Annotated in this window: 17 protein-coding genes; 2 read left to right on the forward strand and 15 right to left on the reverse strand. The window is 65.0% G+C overall.

Annotation, left to right across the window (positions count from 1 at the left end):
• Nucleotides 1-15 precede the first annotated feature (15 nt).
• A complete protein-coding gene (locus tag ABWV23_RS00205) occupies nucleotides 16-882 on the forward strand; it encodes an acyl-CoA thioesterase (protein ID WP_353343693.1) in 867 nt (288 codons plus the stop codon).
• Nucleotides 883-943: 61 nt separating this feature from the next.
• Here ABWV23_RS00205 and ABWV23_RS00210 read toward each other — a convergent pair whose 3' ends face one another.
• From ABWV23_RS00210 to ABWV23_RS00230, 5 genes are all read right to left on the reverse strand, one after another.
• Complete coding sequence (locus ABWV23_RS00210) at nucleotides 944-1,723, reverse strand: SDR family oxidoreductase (RefSeq protein WP_353343695.1); 780 nt, start codon at nucleotides 1,721-1,723, stop codon at nucleotides 944-946.
• A 9-nt stretch (nucleotides 1,724-1,732) separates the two neighbouring features.
• A complete protein-coding gene (locus ABWV23_RS00215; RefSeq protein ID WP_353343697.1) occupies nucleotides 1,733-2,503 on the reverse strand; it encodes an SDR family NAD(P)-dependent oxidoreductase in 771 nt (256 codons plus the stop codon).
• Nucleotides 2,500-4,254 carry a class I adenylate-forming enzyme family protein gene (locus ABWV23_RS00220; protein WP_353343699.1) on the reverse strand — a complete coding sequence of 585 codons (1,755 nt, stop codon included), beginning with the start codon at nucleotides 4,252-4,254 and terminating at the stop codon, nucleotides 2,500-2,502. Before ABWV23_RS00220 ends, ABWV23_RS00215 begins: the two co-directional genes overlap by 4 nt.
• Nucleotides 4,255-4,629: 375 nt before the next feature.
• A complete protein-coding gene (locus ABWV23_RS00225) occupies nucleotides 4,630-6,411 on the reverse strand; it encodes a SulP family inorganic anion transporter (protein WP_353343701.1) in 1,782 nt (593 codons plus the stop codon).
• A 196-nt stretch (nucleotides 6,412-6,607) separates the two neighbouring features.
• On the reverse strand, nucleotides 6,608-7,825 hold the full coding sequence (locus tag ABWV23_RS00230) for an acyl-CoA dehydrogenase (RefSeq protein ID WP_353343703.1): 1,218 nt from the start codon (nucleotides 7,823-7,825) through the stop codon (nucleotides 6,608-6,610).
• Between the two features lie 99 nt (nucleotides 7,826-7,924).
• Between ABWV23_RS00230 and ABWV23_RS00235 the strand changes: the two genes are divergently transcribed.
• The gene (locus ABWV23_RS00235; protein WP_353343705.1) at nucleotides 7,925-8,836 is read left to right on the forward strand and encodes a LysR family transcriptional regulator; all 912 of its coding nucleotides are present in this window, start codon (nucleotides 7,925-7,927) and stop codon (nucleotides 8,834-8,836) included.
• A gap of 191 nt (nucleotides 8,837-9,027) precedes the next feature.
• On the opposite strand, the gene phoB is transcribed toward ABWV23_RS00235, so the two are convergent.
• The 10 genes from phoB to gmk all read right to left on the reverse strand — a co-directional run bounded on the left by phoB (nucleotide 9,028) and on the right by gmk (nucleotide 18,732).
• The gene (phoB, locus tag ABWV23_RS00240) at nucleotides 9,028-9,717 is read right to left on the reverse strand and encodes a phosphate regulon transcriptional regulator PhoB (protein ID WP_353343707.1); all 690 of its coding nucleotides are present in this window, start codon (nucleotides 9,715-9,717) and stop codon (nucleotides 9,028-9,030) included.
• Between the two features lie 3 nt (nucleotides 9,718-9,720).
• On the reverse strand, nucleotides 9,721-10,431 hold the full coding sequence (gene phoU, locus ABWV23_RS00245; RefSeq protein WP_353343709.1) for a phosphate signaling complex protein PhoU: 711 nt from the start codon (nucleotides 10,429-10,431) through the stop codon (nucleotides 9,721-9,723).
• A 16-nt stretch (nucleotides 10,432-10,447) separates the two neighbouring features.
• On the reverse strand, nucleotides 10,448-11,245 hold the full coding sequence (gene pstB / locus ABWV23_RS00250) for a phosphate ABC transporter ATP-binding protein PstB (RefSeq protein WP_353343711.1): 798 nt from the start codon (nucleotides 11,243-11,245) through the stop codon (nucleotides 10,448-10,450).
• A gap of 19 nt (nucleotides 11,246-11,264) precedes the next feature.
• Nucleotides 11,265-12,566 carry a phosphate ABC transporter permease PstA gene (gene pstA / locus ABWV23_RS00255; RefSeq protein WP_353343713.1) on the reverse strand — a complete coding sequence of 434 codons (1,302 nt, stop codon included), beginning with the start codon at nucleotides 12,564-12,566 and terminating at the stop codon, nucleotides 11,265-11,267.
• Between the two features lie 9 nt (nucleotides 12,567-12,575).
• On the reverse strand, nucleotides 12,576-13,952 hold the full coding sequence (gene pstC / locus ABWV23_RS00260) for a phosphate ABC transporter permease subunit PstC (protein ID WP_353343715.1): 1,377 nt from the start codon (nucleotides 13,950-13,952) through the stop codon (nucleotides 12,576-12,578).
• Between the two features lie 70 nt (nucleotides 13,953-14,022).
• The gene (locus ABWV23_RS00265) at nucleotides 14,023-15,066 is read right to left on the reverse strand and encodes a substrate-binding domain-containing protein (RefSeq protein ID WP_353343717.1); all 1,044 of its coding nucleotides are present in this window, start codon (nucleotides 15,064-15,066) and stop codon (nucleotides 14,023-14,025) included.
• 205 nt (nucleotides 15,067-15,271) lie between these two features.
• On the reverse strand, nucleotides 15,272-16,330 hold the full coding sequence (locus tag ABWV23_RS00270) for an ATP-binding protein (RefSeq protein WP_353343719.1): 1,059 nt from the start codon (nucleotides 16,328-16,330) through the stop codon (nucleotides 15,272-15,274).
• A gap of 52 nt (nucleotides 16,331-16,382) precedes the next feature.
• Nucleotides 16,383-17,570 carry a trans-sulfuration enzyme family protein gene (locus ABWV23_RS00275; RefSeq protein WP_353343721.1) on the reverse strand — a complete coding sequence of 396 codons (1,188 nt, stop codon included), beginning with the start codon at nucleotides 17,568-17,570 and terminating at the stop codon, nucleotides 16,383-16,385.
• Nucleotides 17,567-18,094, reverse strand: coding sequence for a gamma carbonic anhydrase family protein (locus ABWV23_RS00280; RefSeq protein ID WP_353343723.1), 528 nt, complete (start codon nucleotides 18,092-18,094; stop codon nucleotides 17,567-17,569). The genes ABWV23_RS00275 and ABWV23_RS00280 overlap by 4 nt, the downstream gene beginning before the upstream one ends.
• Entirely contained in the window at nucleotides 18,091-18,732 is a 642-nt protein-coding gene (gene gmk, locus ABWV23_RS00285; protein ID WP_353343725.1) for a guanylate kinase, read from the reverse strand. The genes ABWV23_RS00280 and gmk overlap by 4 nt, the downstream gene beginning before the upstream one ends.
• Nucleotides 18,733-18,736: the final 4 nt, after the last annotated feature.

The following is an 18,736-nucleotide window of genomic DNA, read 5'->3' on the forward strand; positions in this document are numbered from 1 at the left end:
GAGAAAGGAACCTAGATGACCGATGTCGCCGCCGAACTGCTGAGCCTGCTGGATATAGAACGGCTGGAGGTCGATCTGTTCCGTGGTATCGGTTCCGGCGGCGAGACCAGCAAGAGGATCTATGGCGGGCAGGTGATCGCCCAGGCATTGGCGGCGGCCTATCGCACGGTGCCGGATCGACTGTGCCATTCGCTGCACGCCTATTTCATCCGGCCCGGCGACCCCTCGATCCCGGTGATCTACCAGGTCGACCGGGCCCGCGATGGCGGCAGTTTCACCACCCGCCGGGTGGTGGCGATCCAGCACGGCAAGCAGATCCTGAACATGGCTGCCTCCTTTCATTCAGAGGAAGAGGGCTGGGATTATCAGCACGAGATGCCCCAGGTCGCGGGGCCCGAGGGGCTGTTGAACCGCGAGGACCTGCGCGACCGCTGGGCGCCGCATATCCCCGAACACATGCGCCGCGATTTCCTGCGCCCGCGCCCGATCGAGATCCGCGAGGTCGAGCCGCGCGACCTGGTCGATCCGAAGCCCGAGAGCGACGTCAACCACCTGTGGTTCCGCATGGAGGCCGCTGCCGGGGCCAGCCCGCAGATGCAGCATATCCTGCTGGCCTATGCCTCGGACATGAACCTCTTGGGATCCTCTCTGCGGCCGCACGGGCTGACCTGGTTCACCGGAGAGGTGATGACGGCGAGCCTCGATCACTCCATGTGGTTCCACGGTCCGCTCGCCTTCGAGGACTGGCACCTTTACAGCATGGATGCGCCCTTTACCGGCGGCGCGCGCGGCTTCAACCGAGGCAAGATCTTTGCCCGTGACGGGCGGCTGGTCGCCAGCACCGCGCAAGAAGGGTTGATGCGCCCCTACAAGCCGAAGTGATCGACCGGGGCCGCAACGGGTCCGCGCGCGATGCCCAGGTGAACAGCGCGCGCGGCTTTTCTCACTTGCCCTCGACCTTGCCGCCGAACTGCCGGTTCAGCTTGCGCATGCCGCTGATCCATCGGTCATAATCGGCGGTCTTCAGGCGCATGTACTCCAGCACCTGCGGATGCGGCAGCACGAGGAAGGTCTCCTCCTCGATCGCCTTTAGACAGGCCAACGCCACCGGTTCGGGCTCCAACATGCCGTCGAGCGCGGCGACCCCCTCTTCGTGGCCCTGCGTCATCGCCGAGCGTACCGCCTGCGGGCACAGCACCGAGACCTTGATGCCCTGGTCGCCATAGGTCAGTGCCAGCCATTCCGCGAGGCCGACGGCGGCATGTTTCGTCACCCCGTAGGGCGCCGAGCCGACCTGGTTCAACAGCCCTGCCGCCGAGGCGGTGTTGAGCAGGTAGCCACCGCCGCGTGCGCTCATGCGCGGCACCAGGTGGCGGGCGGCCCAGACATGGGCCATCACGTTGACCTCCCAGATCTTTTGCCACTCCGCGTCTGGCACCTCGACGCCGCCGATGGCGAGGATGCCGGCGTTGGAACAGAACAGGTCGATGGGGCCGACCTCTTGTTCGGTCCTGTCGATCAACGCGGCGATCTCGGCCTCGACGCCGACGTTGCACCCCATGGCGATGCCGCCGATCCGGTCGGCCACCGCCTTGGCACCCGCCTCGTTCAGGTCGGCACAGACCACCCGTTTCGCGCCGGCGGCGGCAAAGCACTCGGCCATCGCCGCGCCGATGCCGCCGGCTGCGCCAGTGACGACGACGATCTTGTCTTTTACTTGCATGTCAATTCCTTACGTCCACATGTTCGAGCCGCCGCAGACGGTCAACGCCTGGCCGGTCATGTATCGGCTGGCGTCCGATGCGAGGAAAACCGCCAGCCCCTTGAAATCCTCCGGCTCGCCCAAACGGCGCAGCGGGATGTCATTCATGATCCGCTCGGCCACCTGCGGGTTGTCCCAAAGTTCGCGCGCGAATTCGGTGCGCACGAGGCCGGGACAAATGGCGTTGAACCGCACCCCCTTCGGGCCGAATTCGGCCGCGAGGTTGCGTACCAGCCCGATCAGCGCCAGCTTGGACATGCAGTAGGTGCCCAGCGTGTCAGAGGGTTTGAAGGCGCCGACGGAGGAGGTGAACATCATCGACCCCGCGCCCTTGTCCACCATGTCGGACACCGTCATCTGGGCCAGCCAGAGGTTCGACTGCACGTTCGCCGCCATGGTCTTTTCATAGGCCTCGTCGGGGATTTCCGAGGTCGGGCCGTAATAAGGGTTCACGCCCGCGTTGCCGACCACGATGTCGATCGGGCCGGCCTTTGCGCGGGCGGTCTCGACCAGCGCCTGCAACTGGTCCTTGTGGCCGACGTTGCAGGCCACCGGGATCGCGCGGTCTGCGCCGACCGCGGCGTTGATCTCGGCTGCTGCCTCGTCCAGCCGGTCCTGCTTGCGGGCCGAGATGACGACGGTTGCACCATGCTCGGCCAGCGCCGTCGCCATCGCTTGTCCCATGCCCTTGGAGGCCCCGGTCAAGAGCGCAACCTTTCCCGAAAGATCAAATAAGTTCATGCGTTTGATTCCAGTTCTTGATGTTCTTGTTCAGGGGGTTGCGGGGCCGATGGATCGTCCCAGTCCGGCAGGCAGATGGCGCGTAGGGCCCGGCGGTCGATCTTGTCGGTGGCACCGCGGGGCAGGGGATCGACCTGGGTCCAGATCCGCTCCGGCACCTTGAAATGCGCGACATGCTCGGCAAGGAAGGCGCGCAACTCCTCCTGCGTCGCGGTTTGTCCGGGGCGTATCTGGACCCCCGCGCCCACCACTTCGCCCAGCCGGGCATGGGGCAGGGCGAAGGCACAGGCCTCGGCCACGGCCGGGTGGCGGTGCAGCGCGTCCTCGACATCGAGACAGGCGATGTTCTCACCGCCGCGGATGATGATGTTCTTCTTGCGATCGACGATGGTGACAAAGCCGTCGGCATCGATCCGCCCCAGGTCGCCAGTGCGCAGCCAGCCGTCCTGCATCACCTCTTGCGTCGCCTCCGGTTTATTCAGGTAACACCGCATGTTGCAGGGGCTTCTTACGGTGATCTCGCCGATCTCGCCCGGCGCCACGTCGCGCCCGTCATCGTCGAGGAACCGCAACTCCTGCACCGGGGGATATAGTCGCCCGGCCGCGCCCGGCCGCGCGATGTAATCCTTGCCGAGCATGCCGATGCCATTGGCGTTGGTCTCGGTCATGCCCCAGCCGGTCGCGATATCCGCCTTGGGAAAGCGGCGCGACAGTTCGGCCACCTGTGCCGCCGGACGCTTGGCGCCGCCGGCGCCGATATAGTCCAGCGTTTCAAGCGTCTCGCCCATTCGCTCCGCCGCCTCGGACAGGTCTGCGCTTTGGGTTGGAACACCCAGAAAACGCGTGATTTTCTCCTCGCGGATCAGGCGCACGGCGGTATCGGCATCCCAACGATCCATCACCACCAGCTTAGAGCCCGCCGGCAGGCTGAGCAGGAAGACCGGATGGGTCGCGGTGACATGAAACAGCGGCGTGGCGACCAGGAAGATCGAGCGCGGGGCAGGGGCGTCGGGATCGTCGGGCGGGTCCAGCAGGGGGGCGATCAAGGCCTGCATGAGCCAGGTAAACACCGCGTTGACCGCGCCCCGGTGGGTCTGCACCACGCCCTTGGGGTCGCTGGTGGTGCCCGAGGAATACATGATCGCGAAATCATCGTCGGTGTCGATCTCGACCTCGGGCCAGGCGTCGGTTTCCGCCCCGGCAAGAAGATCGGAAAATTCTGCGTTTACAGTTCCCTCTGCATCGCGGGTCTCAACCAGCGTGAGGTTTCGCACCGGTTCCAACGGGCGAAGCCTGTCGATCCGTTTTTCGTCCGCAAAGACCAGCCGCACGCCGGTATCCTCAAGCGCGTAGTCCAGTTCCTCGGTGGTCCACCACGCGTTGAGAAACACGACGACGCCGCCGATGGAGGCGATCGCGGTGATCAACAGCAACAACTCCGGGCAATTCCGCATGGCGATGGCGACGCGATCCCCCTTGGATATCCCGAACCGAGTCTGAAGCACCGATGCCAACCGGTTGGAGTCCGAACAGAATTCGTCGTAACTCCAGCGTTCGTCACCAAAGACCAGGTACTCGGCGGCGCCGTCGCCCTGGGGGTTGCGGCTGGCCTGCATCAGCGCCCGGATATGCGGCGGCGTGTTGCGGAACGCCCGACAACGGGTACCTCGGATCATGGTCTCATGGGTCTCGAAGATCGGGTTCTCTTCGGTGACGCGGGCTATGGCCGCGTCCAGTGTGACGGCCGTCATGACACGAGGCCCCGCGACCACGGGGCGGCACGTTTGATTGCGCGCATTGCTTTCCTCCCTTTGACGGAGCGCGCGTGGGGTATGCGCGACTCCAACTCCTCCAGGGGTGAGGTTAGTGAGGAAACTCCCGTCTGCCAATACCGCAGAACGAAACGTCATTTCGCAATATTTCGTGCCGCTTGCGGTCGGGATTGCGCAGTGGAGTTACCGTTGTACAGTTGAGGGTATGCTGGCTTTTGGGTTTATCCGTATGGATTTCTAAGGTTTTCTTGTCTCAGCCCAGGGTCAATGAGATCTGTTTTATACATAATACCGATTATAGGAACCAAGTGTACCCGCGATGACGCCGGGAAATATCCCGGCGCCGCCCCCTTGTCAGGCCACGGATTTGTCTCCGGTGTGCAGTCGCCCGGTCAGCGTGGCAAAGGCATCGTATTGCGACAAGAACACCTCGCCGGACAGCTCATCGAGGAAATGGCTGCATTTCAGCCGGTCCATCACCGGCCCCTTCACCTCGGACAGATGCAGCGTGATGCCCTGGTCCGTCAGCCGTTGATTGATCGCCTCAAGCGATTCCAGCGCGCTGAGGTCGATTTCGTTTACCGCCGAGCACATCAGGACCACGTGTTTCAACTGGTCCCGGTTTTGGTACACGCGGGCCAGGATCAGATCCTCCATCCGCCGGGCATTGGCGAAATACAGGCTCTCGTCGATGCGCAGCGTCAGGATCGCCGGATCGGTGATCACCTTGTGGCGATGGATGTTGCGGAAATGCTGGCTGCCGGGCACCTGCCCCACCTCGGCCACATGCGGTCGCGAGGTTTTCCAGACGAACAGCGCCAGCGACACCAGGACGCCGGTGGCGACACCGACCTCGACCCCGACCCCCAGCGTCAACACGATGGTGCCCAGCACGGCGGCGAAATCAGCCCGGGAATAGGACCAGGCGCGGGTCAGGATCGACAGATCGACCAGCGACAGCACCGCCACGATGATGGTGGCCGCCAGTGTCGCCTTGGGCAGGAAATAGAGCAGCGGCGTCAGCATCAGCGCCGCCAGCAACAGCCCCACGGCGGTAAACGCCCCGGCGGCCGGTGTCTGTGCGCCGGCGTCGAAATTCACCACTGACCGCGCGAACCCGCCTGTCACCGGGTAGCCGCCCGACAAACCGGACGAGATGTTGGAGGCCCCCAGCGCGATCAACTCCTGGTTCGGCTCGATCCGCTGCTTGCGCTTGGCCGCCAGCGTCTGTGCCACCGAGACGCTTTCGACGTAGCCGATGATCGAGATCAGCACCGCCGGTCCGATCAGCGCCGACAACAGGCCGACATCCATGCTCGGCAGGCCCAGCGGCGGCAGACCGGTGGGCACGGTTCCCACTACCGAGACCCCTGCCCCCGGCAGGTCCAGCGCCCATGCGGCGACGGTGGTGCCGATCACCGCGAAGACCGGACCGACGCGGGCGGTGGTGGCGGCGGCATGGGCGCTCATCCCGAACCGGGATTTCAGCAACCCCGCCAGCCCCTTGCGTACCCAGAACAGAAAGGCCAGCGCGATCCCCCCGATCACCAGCGTCGGTCCGTTGGTCTGCGGCAGTTCCGTCCAGATCGACCCGAGGATCTCGGGCAGCGTGTGGCCATGCGCCTTGATCCCCAGGATGTGTTTCATCTGGCTCGAGGCGATCAGGATGCCCGAGGCGGTGATGAACCCCGCGATAACCGGGTGCGACAGGAAATTGGCCACCACTCCCAGCCGCAACACCCCCATCCCCAGCAGAACAAGCCCCGACAACAGCGCCAGAACGGCGGCGGCGGCGGTATACTCCGCCAGGGTTTTGAGCCCCAGCGGCGCCAGCGCCGAAGCGGTCATCAGCGAAACCACGGCCACCGGCCCCACCGCCAGCGCCCGGCTGGTGCCGAAGATCGCGTAGAACACCAGCGGCAGGATCGAGGCATACAGCCCGACCTCGGCCGGCAGCCCCGCCAGCAGCGCATAGGCCAGCGATTGCGGGATCAGCATGATCGTCACGATCACCGCCGCCGTCATGTCGCCGGCGAATTGCGCCCGGTCATAACGCCGGCCCCAGTCCAGCACCGGGAACACCGATTGCAGCCGGTCGGGTGAGAGGCGCGGCAGCGCGGTCAGAAACGTCTTCAAGGGAACGCACCTTTCTGTCGGGTCCGCGCGATCCGGCGGAGCGTGGCGTGGGTAGGCATTACATATAGATGTTTCTATATATGTAAGATCGCTGTCTTGTGAAGCCCGGGTAACGGCCGTGGATGCCTCAGGTGCGAAAAACGCGAAAAAGGCCGGGTTGCCCCGGCCTTTTTCCATGAATTTCCGTGCGTTACAATCAGAAGAACGCCTGCAACCCGGTCTGTGCGCGGCCCAGGATCAGCGCGTGCACATCATGGGTGCCCTCATAGGTGTTCACGGTTTCCAGGTTCACCATGTGGCGGATGACCTGGAATTCCAGGCTGATGCCGTTGCCACCGTGCATGTCGCGGGCCATCCGCGCGATATCCAGCGCCTTGCCGCAGTTGTTGCGCTTGATGATCGAAATCATCTCGGGCGCGGCATTGGCCTCGTCCATCAGGCGGCCGACCCGCAGGCTGGCCTGCAGCCCCAGCGTGATCTCGGTCTGCATGTCGGCCAGTTTCTTCTGGAACAGCTGGGTCTGCGCCAGCGGGCGGTTGAACTGCTTGCGGTCCAGCCCGTATTGACGCGCCCCGTGCCAGCAGGCCTCGGCGGCGCCCATCACGCCCCAGCTGATGCCATAGCGGGCGCGGTTGAGACAGCCGAACGGCCCCTTCAGCCCCTGCACGTTGGGCAGCAGCGCGTCCTCGCCCACCTCGACGCCCTCCATCACGATTTCGCCGGTGATCGAGGCGCGCAGGCTCATCTTGTTGCGGATCTTGGGCGCGCTCAGCCCCTTCATGCCCTTCTCAAGGACGAACCCGCGGATCTTGCCGTCATGGGCGTCGGACTTGGCCCAGACCACGAAAACATCGGCGATCGGCGCGTTGGAGATCCACATCTTGTTGCCGGTCAGGCGATAGCCGCCGTCGATCTTTTCGGCCCGGGTCTTCATGCTGGCCGGGTCCGATCCGGCATCGGGCTCGGTCAGGCCGAAACAGCCGATGAACTCGCCGCTCGACAGCTTGGGAAGGTATTTCTGGCGCTGCTCCTCGCTGCCGTAGGCATAGATCGGGTACATCACCAGCGAGCTTTGCACCGACATCATCGAGCGATAGCCCGAATCGACCCGCTCCACTTCGCGCGCCACCAGACCATAGCTGACATAACCGGCGCCAAGGCCGCCGTATTGCTCGGGGACGGTGGTGCCCAACAGGCCCATCTCGCCCATCTCGCGGAAGATCTCCGGGTCGGTCTCCTCGTTCTCGAAGGCCGAGAGCACCCGCGGTTGCAGCTTTTCCTGGGCATAGGCACGGGCGCTGTCCGCGATCATGCGCTCGTCCTCGGTCAGCTGGTCGTTGAACCGCAGCGGATCGGACCAGTCGAACCCGGCCAGGTCGGGGGCGTCTTTGGCGCGGAGTGTGGGGGCGTTCATCGCAGTCTCCTTGGTCATATGCGTTTGCATGGGATCTATCACAGGGTTTGCGCAAGAAACAGCAAGACATTCGCATGGTTTCATGAGTAAACGGAATACATGATTGCGCCGCGCCGATTCCTGCCCTCGATTGCCTCTCTGCGGGCGCTGGAGGCGTTGGAGCGCCTCGGCAGCGCCTCGGCGGTGGCCGAGGAACTCTCCCTGACCCAAAGCGCCGTCAGCCGCCAGTTGCAGACGCTGGAGGAACAGATGGGGGTCGAACTGATCCAACGCAGCCGCAAGCGGCTGTCGCTGACGCCGGCGGCGCGCGACTACGTGGCCGAGATCCGCCCTGCCCTGCACCAGATCGCCCAGGCCTCGATGCGGCTGCAGGTTCCACAGGCGGGCGGCGCGCTGAACCTCGCCATCCTGCCCGCCTTCGGCATGCGCTGGCTGATGCCGCGCCTGCCCGACTTCGCCCGGTTGCACCCGGAAGTGACGATCAACATGGCCACCCGCCTGCACCCGTTCAACTTCACCGGAGAGCCCTTCGACGCCGCGATCCATTTCGGCAGCGGCGACTGGCCCGGCACCGACCGGCTGTTGCTCAAGCACGAACAGGTGCTGCCGGTCTGCGCGCCGGCGCTGCTCACCGGCCATGCCACCGGCGATCCGCGCGCGCTGCTCTCGATGCCGCTTTTGCATATCGAGACGCGCCCGAGGGCTTGGCAGGACTGGTTGGCGCTCAAGGGCATCGCCACGGTCGGGCCGGTGCCGGGCACCATGTATGACCAGTTCTCGGCGATCATCCAGGCCGCGCTGCACGGGCTCGGGGTGGCGCTCCTGCCCGATTACCTGGCCGAACAGGACGTCGCCACCGGTCGCCTCGTGGCGCCCTTCGGCCCGGCCACGGAAATGCCCGGCGCCTATTACCTGGTCTGGCCGCAGGCCCGGGCGCACCACCCTCCGCTCACCGTCTTTCGCGACTGGCTCGGCGGGCAGGCCCAACCCGAAGACCCCCTGCCCCGCTAAGCGCCGCCGGGAGGTGGTCCCCCCCGCTTCTTCTCTTTTCCAAATACTCCCGCCGGAGGCTCCGACGGAAACGGGTTTCGGAAGGTCGGAAGGTCAGGCGTAGCGGTGGTCTTCAGCAAGACGCCGGTTTTCTCGGGGCTCCGCCCGTTCGGCGCTGAGAAAGGTCCACTGGACCTTTCTCCGGGCGCGCCTCACCCCAAGGCATACCCCGCGCCGCGCACGGTGCGGACCGGATCGGAGCCTCCGTGCTGGGTCAGCGCCTTGCGCAACCGACCGATATGCACGTCGACCGTGCGGGTATCGACATAGATGTCGCGCCCCCAGACCCGGTCGAGCAATTGCTCGCGGCTCCACACCCGGCCCGGTTTCTCCATGAAGGTCGACAGCAGGCGAAACTCGGTCGGGCCCAGTTTCAGCGGGTGCTCCGCCCGGCTGACCTTGTGGGTCTCGGCGTCCAGCACGATGTCCTCGTACTCCAGCCGCAGCCCCACGGTCGAGGGGCGCACCCGGCGCAGCTGCGTGCGCACCCGTGCCATCAGTTCCACGACGGAGAATGGCTTGACCACGTAATCGTCGGCGCCCGTCTCCAGCCCGCGCACCTTGTCCACCTCTTCCGACCGCGCCGAGAGCATGATGATCGGGATCGCACGCGTCTCGGGACGGGACTTGAGCCGGCGGCACACCTCGATGCCCGAGAGGTTGGGCATCATCCAGTCCAGCACGATGATGTCGGGCATGTCCTCCTGGACGACAAGCAGCGCCTCTTCGCCGTTCTCGGCCTTGAGCACGCGAAACCCCTCTGCGTCGAGATTGTACGAAAGGACTTCCCTTTGCGCCAATTCGTCCTCGACCACCAGGACGGTCGGCTGATCGGCTGCCATCGCCTAGCCCTCCAACATGCTGACCGAGGTGTCGTCGGCCTTGACGCGGATTTCATCCGGGCGGTCGCCGGTGACCAGGTAGATGACCTGCTCGGCGATACCGGTGACATGGTCCCCCATCCGCTCGATGTTCTTGGCGATGAAATGCAGGTGCATGCAGGCGGTGATGCTGCGCGGATCCTCCATCATGAAGGTCAGGAACTCGCGGAACAGGGCGTTGTACATCTGGTCGACCTCGAGGTCGCGTTCGACCACGTCGCGGGCCAGCTCGGCGTCGCGCTGGATATAGGCGTCCAGCGCGTCCTTGAGCATCAGTTCCACCTCGCGCGCCATGCGGCGCAGCGATGCGGTGGCGCCGGGCACCGCCGGCAGTTGCGCCAGCACGCCGGTCCGCTTGGCGATGTTCTTGGCATAGTCGCCGATGCGTTCGAGGTTGCCGCTGATCTTCATCACCGACAGCACCACGCGCAGGTCGACGGCGGTCGGCGCGCGCAGCGCGATCAGCCGCGCGGTTTCCTCGTTGATCAGGTCTTCGAGCGCGTCGATGGCAGCATCTCCGGCGCGGACCTTTTCGGCCTGCTCCTCGTCGCGCGCCTCGAGCGAGCCCGCCGATTCCATGATCGCGGCCTCGACAAGGCCGCCCATCTTCATGATCCGGGCCTGGATCGCCTCCAGATCGCGATCGAAGGCGGTCGCAATATGTTGTTCTGACATGCTGTTTCCTGTTCGCTTAGCCGATGCGACCGGTGATGTAGCTTTCGGTGCGCGGATCTTCGGGATTGGTGAAAATATGCCCGGTCTCCCCGAACTCGACGAGGTTGCCGAGGTGGAAGAACGCGGTCTTCTGGCTGACGCGGGCGGCCTGCTGCATCGAGTGGGTGACGATCACGACAGAATAGTTCTGGCGTAACTCGTCGATCAGCTCCTCGACCTGGGCGGTGGCGATCGGATCGAGCGCCGAGCAGGGTTCGTCCATCAACAGGATCTCGGGTTCGGTGGCGATGGCGCGGGCGATGCACAGCCGCTGTTGCTGTCCGCCCGACAGCCCGGTGCCCGGCGCATCCAGCCGGTCCTTGACCTCGTCCCAGATCGCGCCCCGGCGCAGTGATTTCTCGACGATCTCGTCCAGCTCGGCCTTGGTACGGGCCAGCCCGTGAATGCGCGGCCCATAGGCAATGTTGTCATAGATCGACTTGGGGAACGGGTTCGGCTTCTGGAACACCATGCCGACCTTGGCGCGCAGCTGCACCGGGTCGACCCTGGGGTCATAGATGTCCTCGCCGTCCAGCAGGATGTCGCCGGTGACCCGGCAGATGTCGATGGTATCGTTCATTCGGTTCAGGCAGCGCAGAAAGGTCGACTTGCCGCAGCCCGACGGGCCGATGAAGGCGGTCACGGTCTTGTCCTCGATATCGACATCCACATCCTTGATGGCATGGGTGTCGCCGTAAAAGACCTGGACGTTGCGCGCCGCGATCTTGATATCGGTCTGCTCCAAGGCACTCTCCGTTTTGGCTATATCGTACATGTTGGGCGTCCTCAGGTTCTTACCATTTTTTCTCGAACTTCTGGCGCAGGAAAATCGCCACCGCGTTCATCGCCACCAGGAATCCGAGCAGCACGAGGATCGCTGCCGAGGTGCGCGACATGAACCCGCGTTCCGGGCTGTCGGCCCAGATGAAGATCTGGGTCGGCAGGGCGGTGGCGCTGTCGAACGGGCTCGAGGCCGCCGAGGTGATAAAGGCGTTCATCCCGATCAGCAGCAGCGGCGCGGTCTCGCCCAAGGCCTGGGCCAGGCCGATGATGGTCCCGGTCAGCACGCCGGGCATCGCCAGCGGCAGCACGTGCTGGAACACCACCTGTTGTTTCGAGGCGCCAAGGCCAAGGGCCGCCTCGCGGATCGAGGGGGGCACCGATTTCAGCGCCGCGCGGGTGGCGATGATGATCGTCGGCATGGTCATCAGCGCCAGCGTCAGCCCGCCCACGAAGGGTGCCGAGCGCGGCAGTCCGAACCACCCGATGAAGACCGCCAGCGCCAGCAGGCCGAACACCACCGAGGGCACCGCGGCGAGGTTGTTGATGTTCACCTCGATGAAATCGCTGAACTTGTTTTTCGGCGCGAACTCCTCGAGGTAGATCGCTGCACCGATCCCCAGCGGGAACGAGATCAGGAAACAGGTGAGCAGCGCCCAGAACGACCCGGCCAGCGCGCCCTTCAGCCCCGCGAGCTCCGGAAAGCGCGAGTCCGCATTGGTGAACAGCGCCCAGTTGAACGGCTTGGAAATCGCCCCCTGCGCCTTGAGCGCATCGAAATAGCCGATCTCGGCATCCTTGACGCGGCGGTTCTGTTCCGGCGTGTCGCGGTCGATCAGCTTCTTGTTCAACTGGTCATAGGGGTCGGCCACCGGCACCGTCATGGTGATTATCTGGCCGATCAGCTCGGGATCGGCCACCACCATGTCGCGCAGCTTGAACTGGGCGCCGTTGGACAGGATCTTTTCCACCGATTTGGCGATCTTGCGCTGGCTCATGTCCGCCTGTGGCAGCATCCGGCCCAGCGAGGCGCCGAGTGCGTCGTCGAACCCGCCACGCGGCAGCCGCTCTTCGCGGATCTCCTCGGGATCGATGTAGACCGCGAGGGTCACGTGGGTCTGGGTGAACGCCTGCCAGCCGGTCGAGACCAGCGACCCGACCAGGATGATCAGCATCAGGAAGGCCAGCCCGATGGCCCCGAGGCCGATCCATTTCAGCCGCGCCTGTTTCCTGTGGCGGCGTTTGAGCGAGGCGGCCACGAGTTCGGTGGTCCGTTTCGGGGTCGGCGCTCCGGCGCCATGCGTGATATCGGACATCTGGGGGCCTCAATCATAGGCTTCGCGGTACTTGCGCACGATGCGCAGCGCGAAGACGTTGATCATAAGTGTGACAAGAAACAGCATCATCCCGAGCGCGAAGGCAGCCAGCGTCTTGGGGTTGTCGAACGAGGTGTCGCCGATCAAAAGCGTGACGATCTGCACGGTCACCGTGGTCACGCTGTCGAGCGGGTTGACAGTCATCTTGGCGATCAGGCCGGCGGCCATGACCACGATCATGGTCTCGCCGATGGCGCGGCTCACCGCCAGCAGCACACCGCCGACGATGCCGGGGATCGCGGCGGGAAACAATACGGTCGTCATCATCTCGGCACGGGTCGAGCCCAGCCCCAGCGCGGCGTCGCGCAGGGCGCGCGGCACCGCCGACAGCGCATCATCGGCAAAGGACGAGATGAAGGGAACCAGCATGATGCCCATGACGCCGCCGGCGGCCAGCGCGGTGTTGGGCGCCACGTCCAGCCCCAGCGACTGGCCGAATGTGCGGATCGCCGGGGCGACCACGAGGATGGCGAAAAAGCCGTAGACCACGGTGGGCACACCGGCGAGGATCTCGAGCACCGGCTTGACCACGGCGCGCAGTTTGCGGGGCGCGAATTCGTTGAGGTAGATCGCCGAAAGCAGTCCGACCGGCACCGCCACCAGCAGCGCCACCACCGTGATGACGATGGTGCCCAGGATCACCGGGAGCCAGCCAAAGGCGCCCTCGGCGGCGACCTGGTCCTCGCGCAGCGGGATCTGCGGTTCCCAGTTCAGGCCGAACAGGAACTCGGTCAGCGGCACCCGGTCGAGGAAGCGGATGGTCTCGTAGGACAGCGACACGATGATGCCGATGGTGGTGAAGATGGCGACCGTCGAGCAGAAGATCATCAACCCCGACACGATCCGCTCGACCCCCTGGCGCGCGCGGAACTCGGCCGAGACGCGGGACCGGGCAAAGGCGAGGATGGCCAGCGCCAGGGCCGCAACCACCGCGACCATCCACCAGTCGGACTGGGTCCGCAGCGCGCCGTAGCGCTCTGCCGCGACCATCTTCCACTCTTCCGGGGTGCCGAAGATCTGACCGCGCGAAATGGACTTGATCTCGGCCAGGACAAGCTGGACCGCACCGGTCCCCTGCCCGTCCAGCACGCCGTCCGGCAGGCCGGACATCACGAGGCGGTCAATCACCGGCCCTTCCAGGACCAACCACAACAGGATGATGGTCAACACAGGGACCAGCACCATCAGCGCCGAGAACATCCCGTGGTAGGAGGCCATCGAATGCAGGCGGGCGCCCTTGTCCCGGATCGTCCGGGCGGCCATGCGGTTGAGCACATAGCCCGCCAGCGTGGCCAGGATGAGCAGGAGAAACGGAAGGGCTGTCATGTTCGGGCGCTTTCCAGAAATGGATCCCCGGGCCAAAACCGCGGCCCGGGGAGTGGGTCTTTGGGGTCGCTTATTCCGGCGCGGTCATCGCTGTGCCGTTCAGAACAGCGTCCTGAAGCTCGACGCGGCGATCGTCCGACAGGGCCACCAGGCCACGCTCGGCCAGGTAGCCGTCGGCTTCCAGCGCGTCATCGGACATGTATTCCTCGATGAAGGCGTCGAGGTTGGGGATGACACCGCGATGGGCGTTCTTGACGTAAAAGAACAGCGGGCGCGACACCGGGTAGGACTTGTCGGCGATGGTATCGGTCGAGGGCTCGACACCACCGATCTTGACGCCCTTCAGCTTGTCGAGGTTCTCGTAGAGGAAGGAGTAGCCAAAGATGCCGACCGCGTTCTCATCCGCTTCGAGGCGCTGCACGATCAGGTTGTCATTCTCGCCGGCTTCGACAAAGGGGCCGTCCTGCCGCATGCGCGAGCAGTTTTCCTTGACCCATTTCTTGTCCTTGTTGAGGCCCTGCTCCTGAACCCAGGCGTTGGCCTTGCAGCCGGCGTGCATCGCCAGTTCGACAAAGGCGTCACGGGTGCCCGAGGTCGGCGGCGGGCCATAGGCCAGGATCTCGGTCGCGGGCAGGCTTTCGTCGATGTCCGACCACTTTTCATAGGGGTTGGCAACAATGGCGCCATCGACCGGAACCTCGGCGGCCAGGGCCAGGAACACCTGTTCCAGCGACAGGTCCCAATCGGCCGCGTTGCCGCGCGAAATGGCGATCGACAAGCCGTCAAAGCCGATCATGGCCTCGGAAATGTCGGTCACGCCGTTGTCCTGGCACAGCTCGTATTCCGATTTCTTCATCGCGCGCGAGGCGCCGGTGATGTCGGGATGGCCTTCGCCGATGCCACCGCAAAAGATCTTCATGCCGCCGCCGGTGCCGGTCGACTCGACGATCGGGGACGGCGCGCCGGTGTTGTTGGCGAACTGTTCGGCAACTGCCTGGGTATAGGGAAACACGGTGGACGAGCCGACGATGCGGATCTCGTCGCGGGCGGCGGCAGCTGTGGCCGAAATCGCGCCGAGGGCCAGGGCGGAAACCGTCAGTTTCACAAAGGACATGTCTGTCTCCTTGGTAGGAAGGGAATGCGATCACCCTCATGGTGATCCTGCGCCCCTCCTATTGAGCGTGCATGAGGCTTTTGTGACAGGCATGTAACAGTTGCATGACAGTGGCGGAAAAACCGCCGTTCACCGGCGAAAACATCCCCGGTACAGCGCGGATTTCCGGTGTTCAGGGGTTACCGAAGAACCCGGGGCGCATGCCTTAACTCGGCAAAATGACCGTGAAAACAGCGCCTTGCCCAAGTTCGCTTTCCACCCGCAACCGGCCGCGATGGCGATTGATGATGTGTTTCACGATGGCAAGGCCCAATCCGGTGCCGCCCAGTTCGCGCGACCGGTGGCTGTCAGCACGATAGAATCGCTCGGTCAGGCGCGGCAGGTGCACCGGGGCGATTCCCGGCCCCTTGTCGATCACCTGCACCCGGGCGCCGGGGCCGCGCACCGCCGGGTCACGCTCGGAGGCCGAGACCACCACGTCGACACGCCCGCCCGACCCGCCGTATTTGATCGCGTTCTCGATCAGGTTGGTAAAGACCTGCCGCAACTGGTCGGCGTCCCCGGTCACCACCACCGGCGCCTCGGGCGCAGCAAGGTCGAGCTTGACGCTGGCACCATCGGCCAGCGGGCGCAGGGAATTGAGCGTCTCGCCCAGCATCCCGGTCAGGTCCAACTGTTCCTTGGGCCGGACCCGTTCCTCGCTTTCCACGCGGTTGAGCGACAACAGGTCGCCCACCAGCCGGTTCATCCGCCCGGCCTCGCCCTCCATGATCGCCAGGAACCGGTCGCGTGCCGCGACATCCTCGCGCGCAGGGCCGCGCAGGGTCTCGATGAAGCCCATCAGCGCGGTCAGCGGCGTGCGCAGCTCGTGGCTGACATTGGCGACGAAATCGCGGCGCATCTGCACCGCCTGCTCCATGTGGGTGACGTCCTGGAAACTGACCAGAACCGCGCCGCCCTGCACCGCGCCGATCCCGTTCACATAGCGGCAGACCACCTCGTAAGTGATGTCCTGGGCGCCGTCGTTGGACAGCATCCGCGTCTGGTGCGGGCGGTTGTCGCGCAGGCAGGCCTCGACCGCGTCCAGCACCGTGGGTTGGCGCAGGATGGTGGCGAAATGACGCCCGGCGATCTGCTGGCCCAGCAGGGTCCGCGCCTCGGGGTTGGCGGCGATGATCCGTTCGCTCTGATCGACCATCAATGACGGCAACGGCACCGCCGCCAGAAATTCCGCGATCTGCTCGTTGCCCTGCACTGCCGTCATCCCCGCTGCTGTTGCGCCCTGTCCCGGCCGCCAGCCTGCCCGATGTTTGTAACTAGGATACGGCAGTCGCCGCCGCGACGGCCTCGGAAAACACCTTGAGCAGCGCGCCGGGCTCTTCCAGCCCGACCGAGACCCGGAAGAACCCCTCGGACAGCCCCACCGCGGCACGTTCCTGCGCCGTCATCCCCCGGTGCGACGAGGACGCCGGATGCGACAGCGTGGTGCCAACATCGCCCAGCGTCGGGGCAAAGCTCAGCCCCTCGGCGCCCCGGGCAAAGGCGTTCGCCTGTGGGCGTCCGCCCTCCAGCTCGAAACTGACCATGTTGCAGCCCTGCGTGCCCAGCAGCGCCGTCGCGCGGTCGCGGTCGGGATGGTCGGAGCGCAGCGGGTAGAGCACCCGCTTCACCCCCGGCAACCCGGCCAGGTGATCGGCCAGCGCCACCGCCGTCGCCTGCGCCCGGTCAAAGCGCAGGTCAAAGGTCAGCATGCCGCGCTCGGCCAGCCAGCAATCGAACGGGCTGGGTGTGAGGCCGGCGGTCACCGCAAAGATCCGCATCTTCTCGGTCAGTTCCGGGTCACGCGCCACGACATAGCCCAGCATCACGTCGGAATGCCCCGAGAGCAGCTTTGTCACCGAATGGATCACGATATCCGCACCGTGTTCGAACGGTCGGATAGATTTCGGCGTGGTGAACGTGTTGTCTACCGCCAGCAGGACACCGCGCGCCTTGCACAATGTCGCCAACCCGTCCAGGTCGGCCACCCGCAGCGTCGGGTTCGACACCACCTCGACCAGCACCATCCGGGTTTCGGGACGGATCGCCGCCGCGACCGCCGCGACGTCGCCGGGATCGGCCAGCGTGGTGGCGATGCCCATGCGCGGCAGGTCTTCCTTCATCAGACGCAGCGACCGACCATAGAGCTGGTTGCCGCCGATCACGTGATCGCCCGCGGCCAGCAGCCCCATCAGCACGGCAGAGACCGCTGCCATGCCGGAGCCGGTGACGACACCGCCTTCGGCCCCCTCCATCGCGTCCAGCCGCTTGGCCACCACGTCGGCATTGGGATGCCCCTCGCGCGAATAGGTATAGCCGTGAACGCGGCCTTCGTATTGCGAGTCCAACTCGTCGGGGCTTTCGCTGGCATAGACGACCGAGGGGCTCAGCGGCGTGACGACCGGTGTGCTGACGCTCTCGGGAAGCGGATCGGGGCGGACAAGCGAACCTTTGGAATTCTTCATTTCTTCACGGCCTTCATCTCGTCGCGGAACTTGCGCATGTTGTCCTGGTAATGCAGTGCGCCGGAGGTGATGCGCTGCGCATTCTTCTCGTCGACCTCGCGCACGACCTTGCCGGGCACGCCCATCACCAGCGAGTTGTCGGGGATTTCCTTGTTCTCGGTCACCAGCGCGCCAGCCCCGATCAGGCAATTCTTGCCGATCTTGGCGCCGTTCAGGATCATCGCGCCCATGCCGACAAGGGTGTTGTCGCCGATCTCGCAACCGTGCAGCATCACCTTGTGGCCGATGGTGCAGTCCTTGCCGATGCTCAGCGGATAGCCCGCGTCCACGTGCATCACGCAATCCTCCTGCACGTTGGAGCCTTCGCCGATGCGGATTTCCTCGTGGTCTGCACGGATGGTGCAGCCGAACCAGACCGAGGATCCAGCCTCCATCACCACCTTGCCGATCAGGTTGGCATCGGGTGCGACCCAGGTGTCGTCGTGGATTTGCGGGGCGTCCTCGCCCAGGGCGTAAATGGTCATGAAAGCTCCTCGAATTCGGCCTGCAACGCGCGCACATGTGGCAGAAGGCTGGGTTGCTGGGTGCGGCGCAGGCGGGTGGCGGTGACGATGCTCTTGAGGTTCTCCTCGGTCCGGTCGAGATCGTCGTTGATCAGCACGAAGTCGTAATATCCCCAGTGGCTGATCTCGGCCCAGCTCTTTTCCATCCGGGCGCCGATGGTCTCTTCGCTGTCGGTGCCGCGCTCGATCAGGCGGCGGCGCAACTCGGGGATCGAGGGCGGCAGCAGGAAGATCGACAGCGCGTGCTGCGCAAGGTCCGAGTTGCGGATCTGCACCTCGCCCTGCCAGTCCACGTCGAACAGCACGTCCTGCCCGGAATTGATCGCCGCCTGCACCGGGGTCTTGGGCGAGCCGTAGTAATTTCCGAACACATGCGCGTGTTCCAGCATCTCGCCCTCGCTCACCTTGCGCTTGAAGCTGTCCTCGGTCAGGAAATAATAATCCTCACCATCCACCTCGCCCGGGCGCGGCTTGCGCGTGGTGGCCGAGACCGAAAAGCGGATCGACGGGTCCCAGTCGCGCAGCCGCTTGGCCAGCGTCGATTTCCCCGCGCCCGAGGGCGAGGACAGGATGATCAGCAGCCCGCGGCGCTGTGTCATGTCA

Source organism: Aquicoccus sp. SU-CL01552 (assembly GCF_040365005.1).
In the GTDB taxonomy this organism is placed as follows: Bacteria; Pseudomonadota; Alphaproteobacteria; order Rhodobacterales; family Rhodobacteraceae; genus Antarcticimicrobium.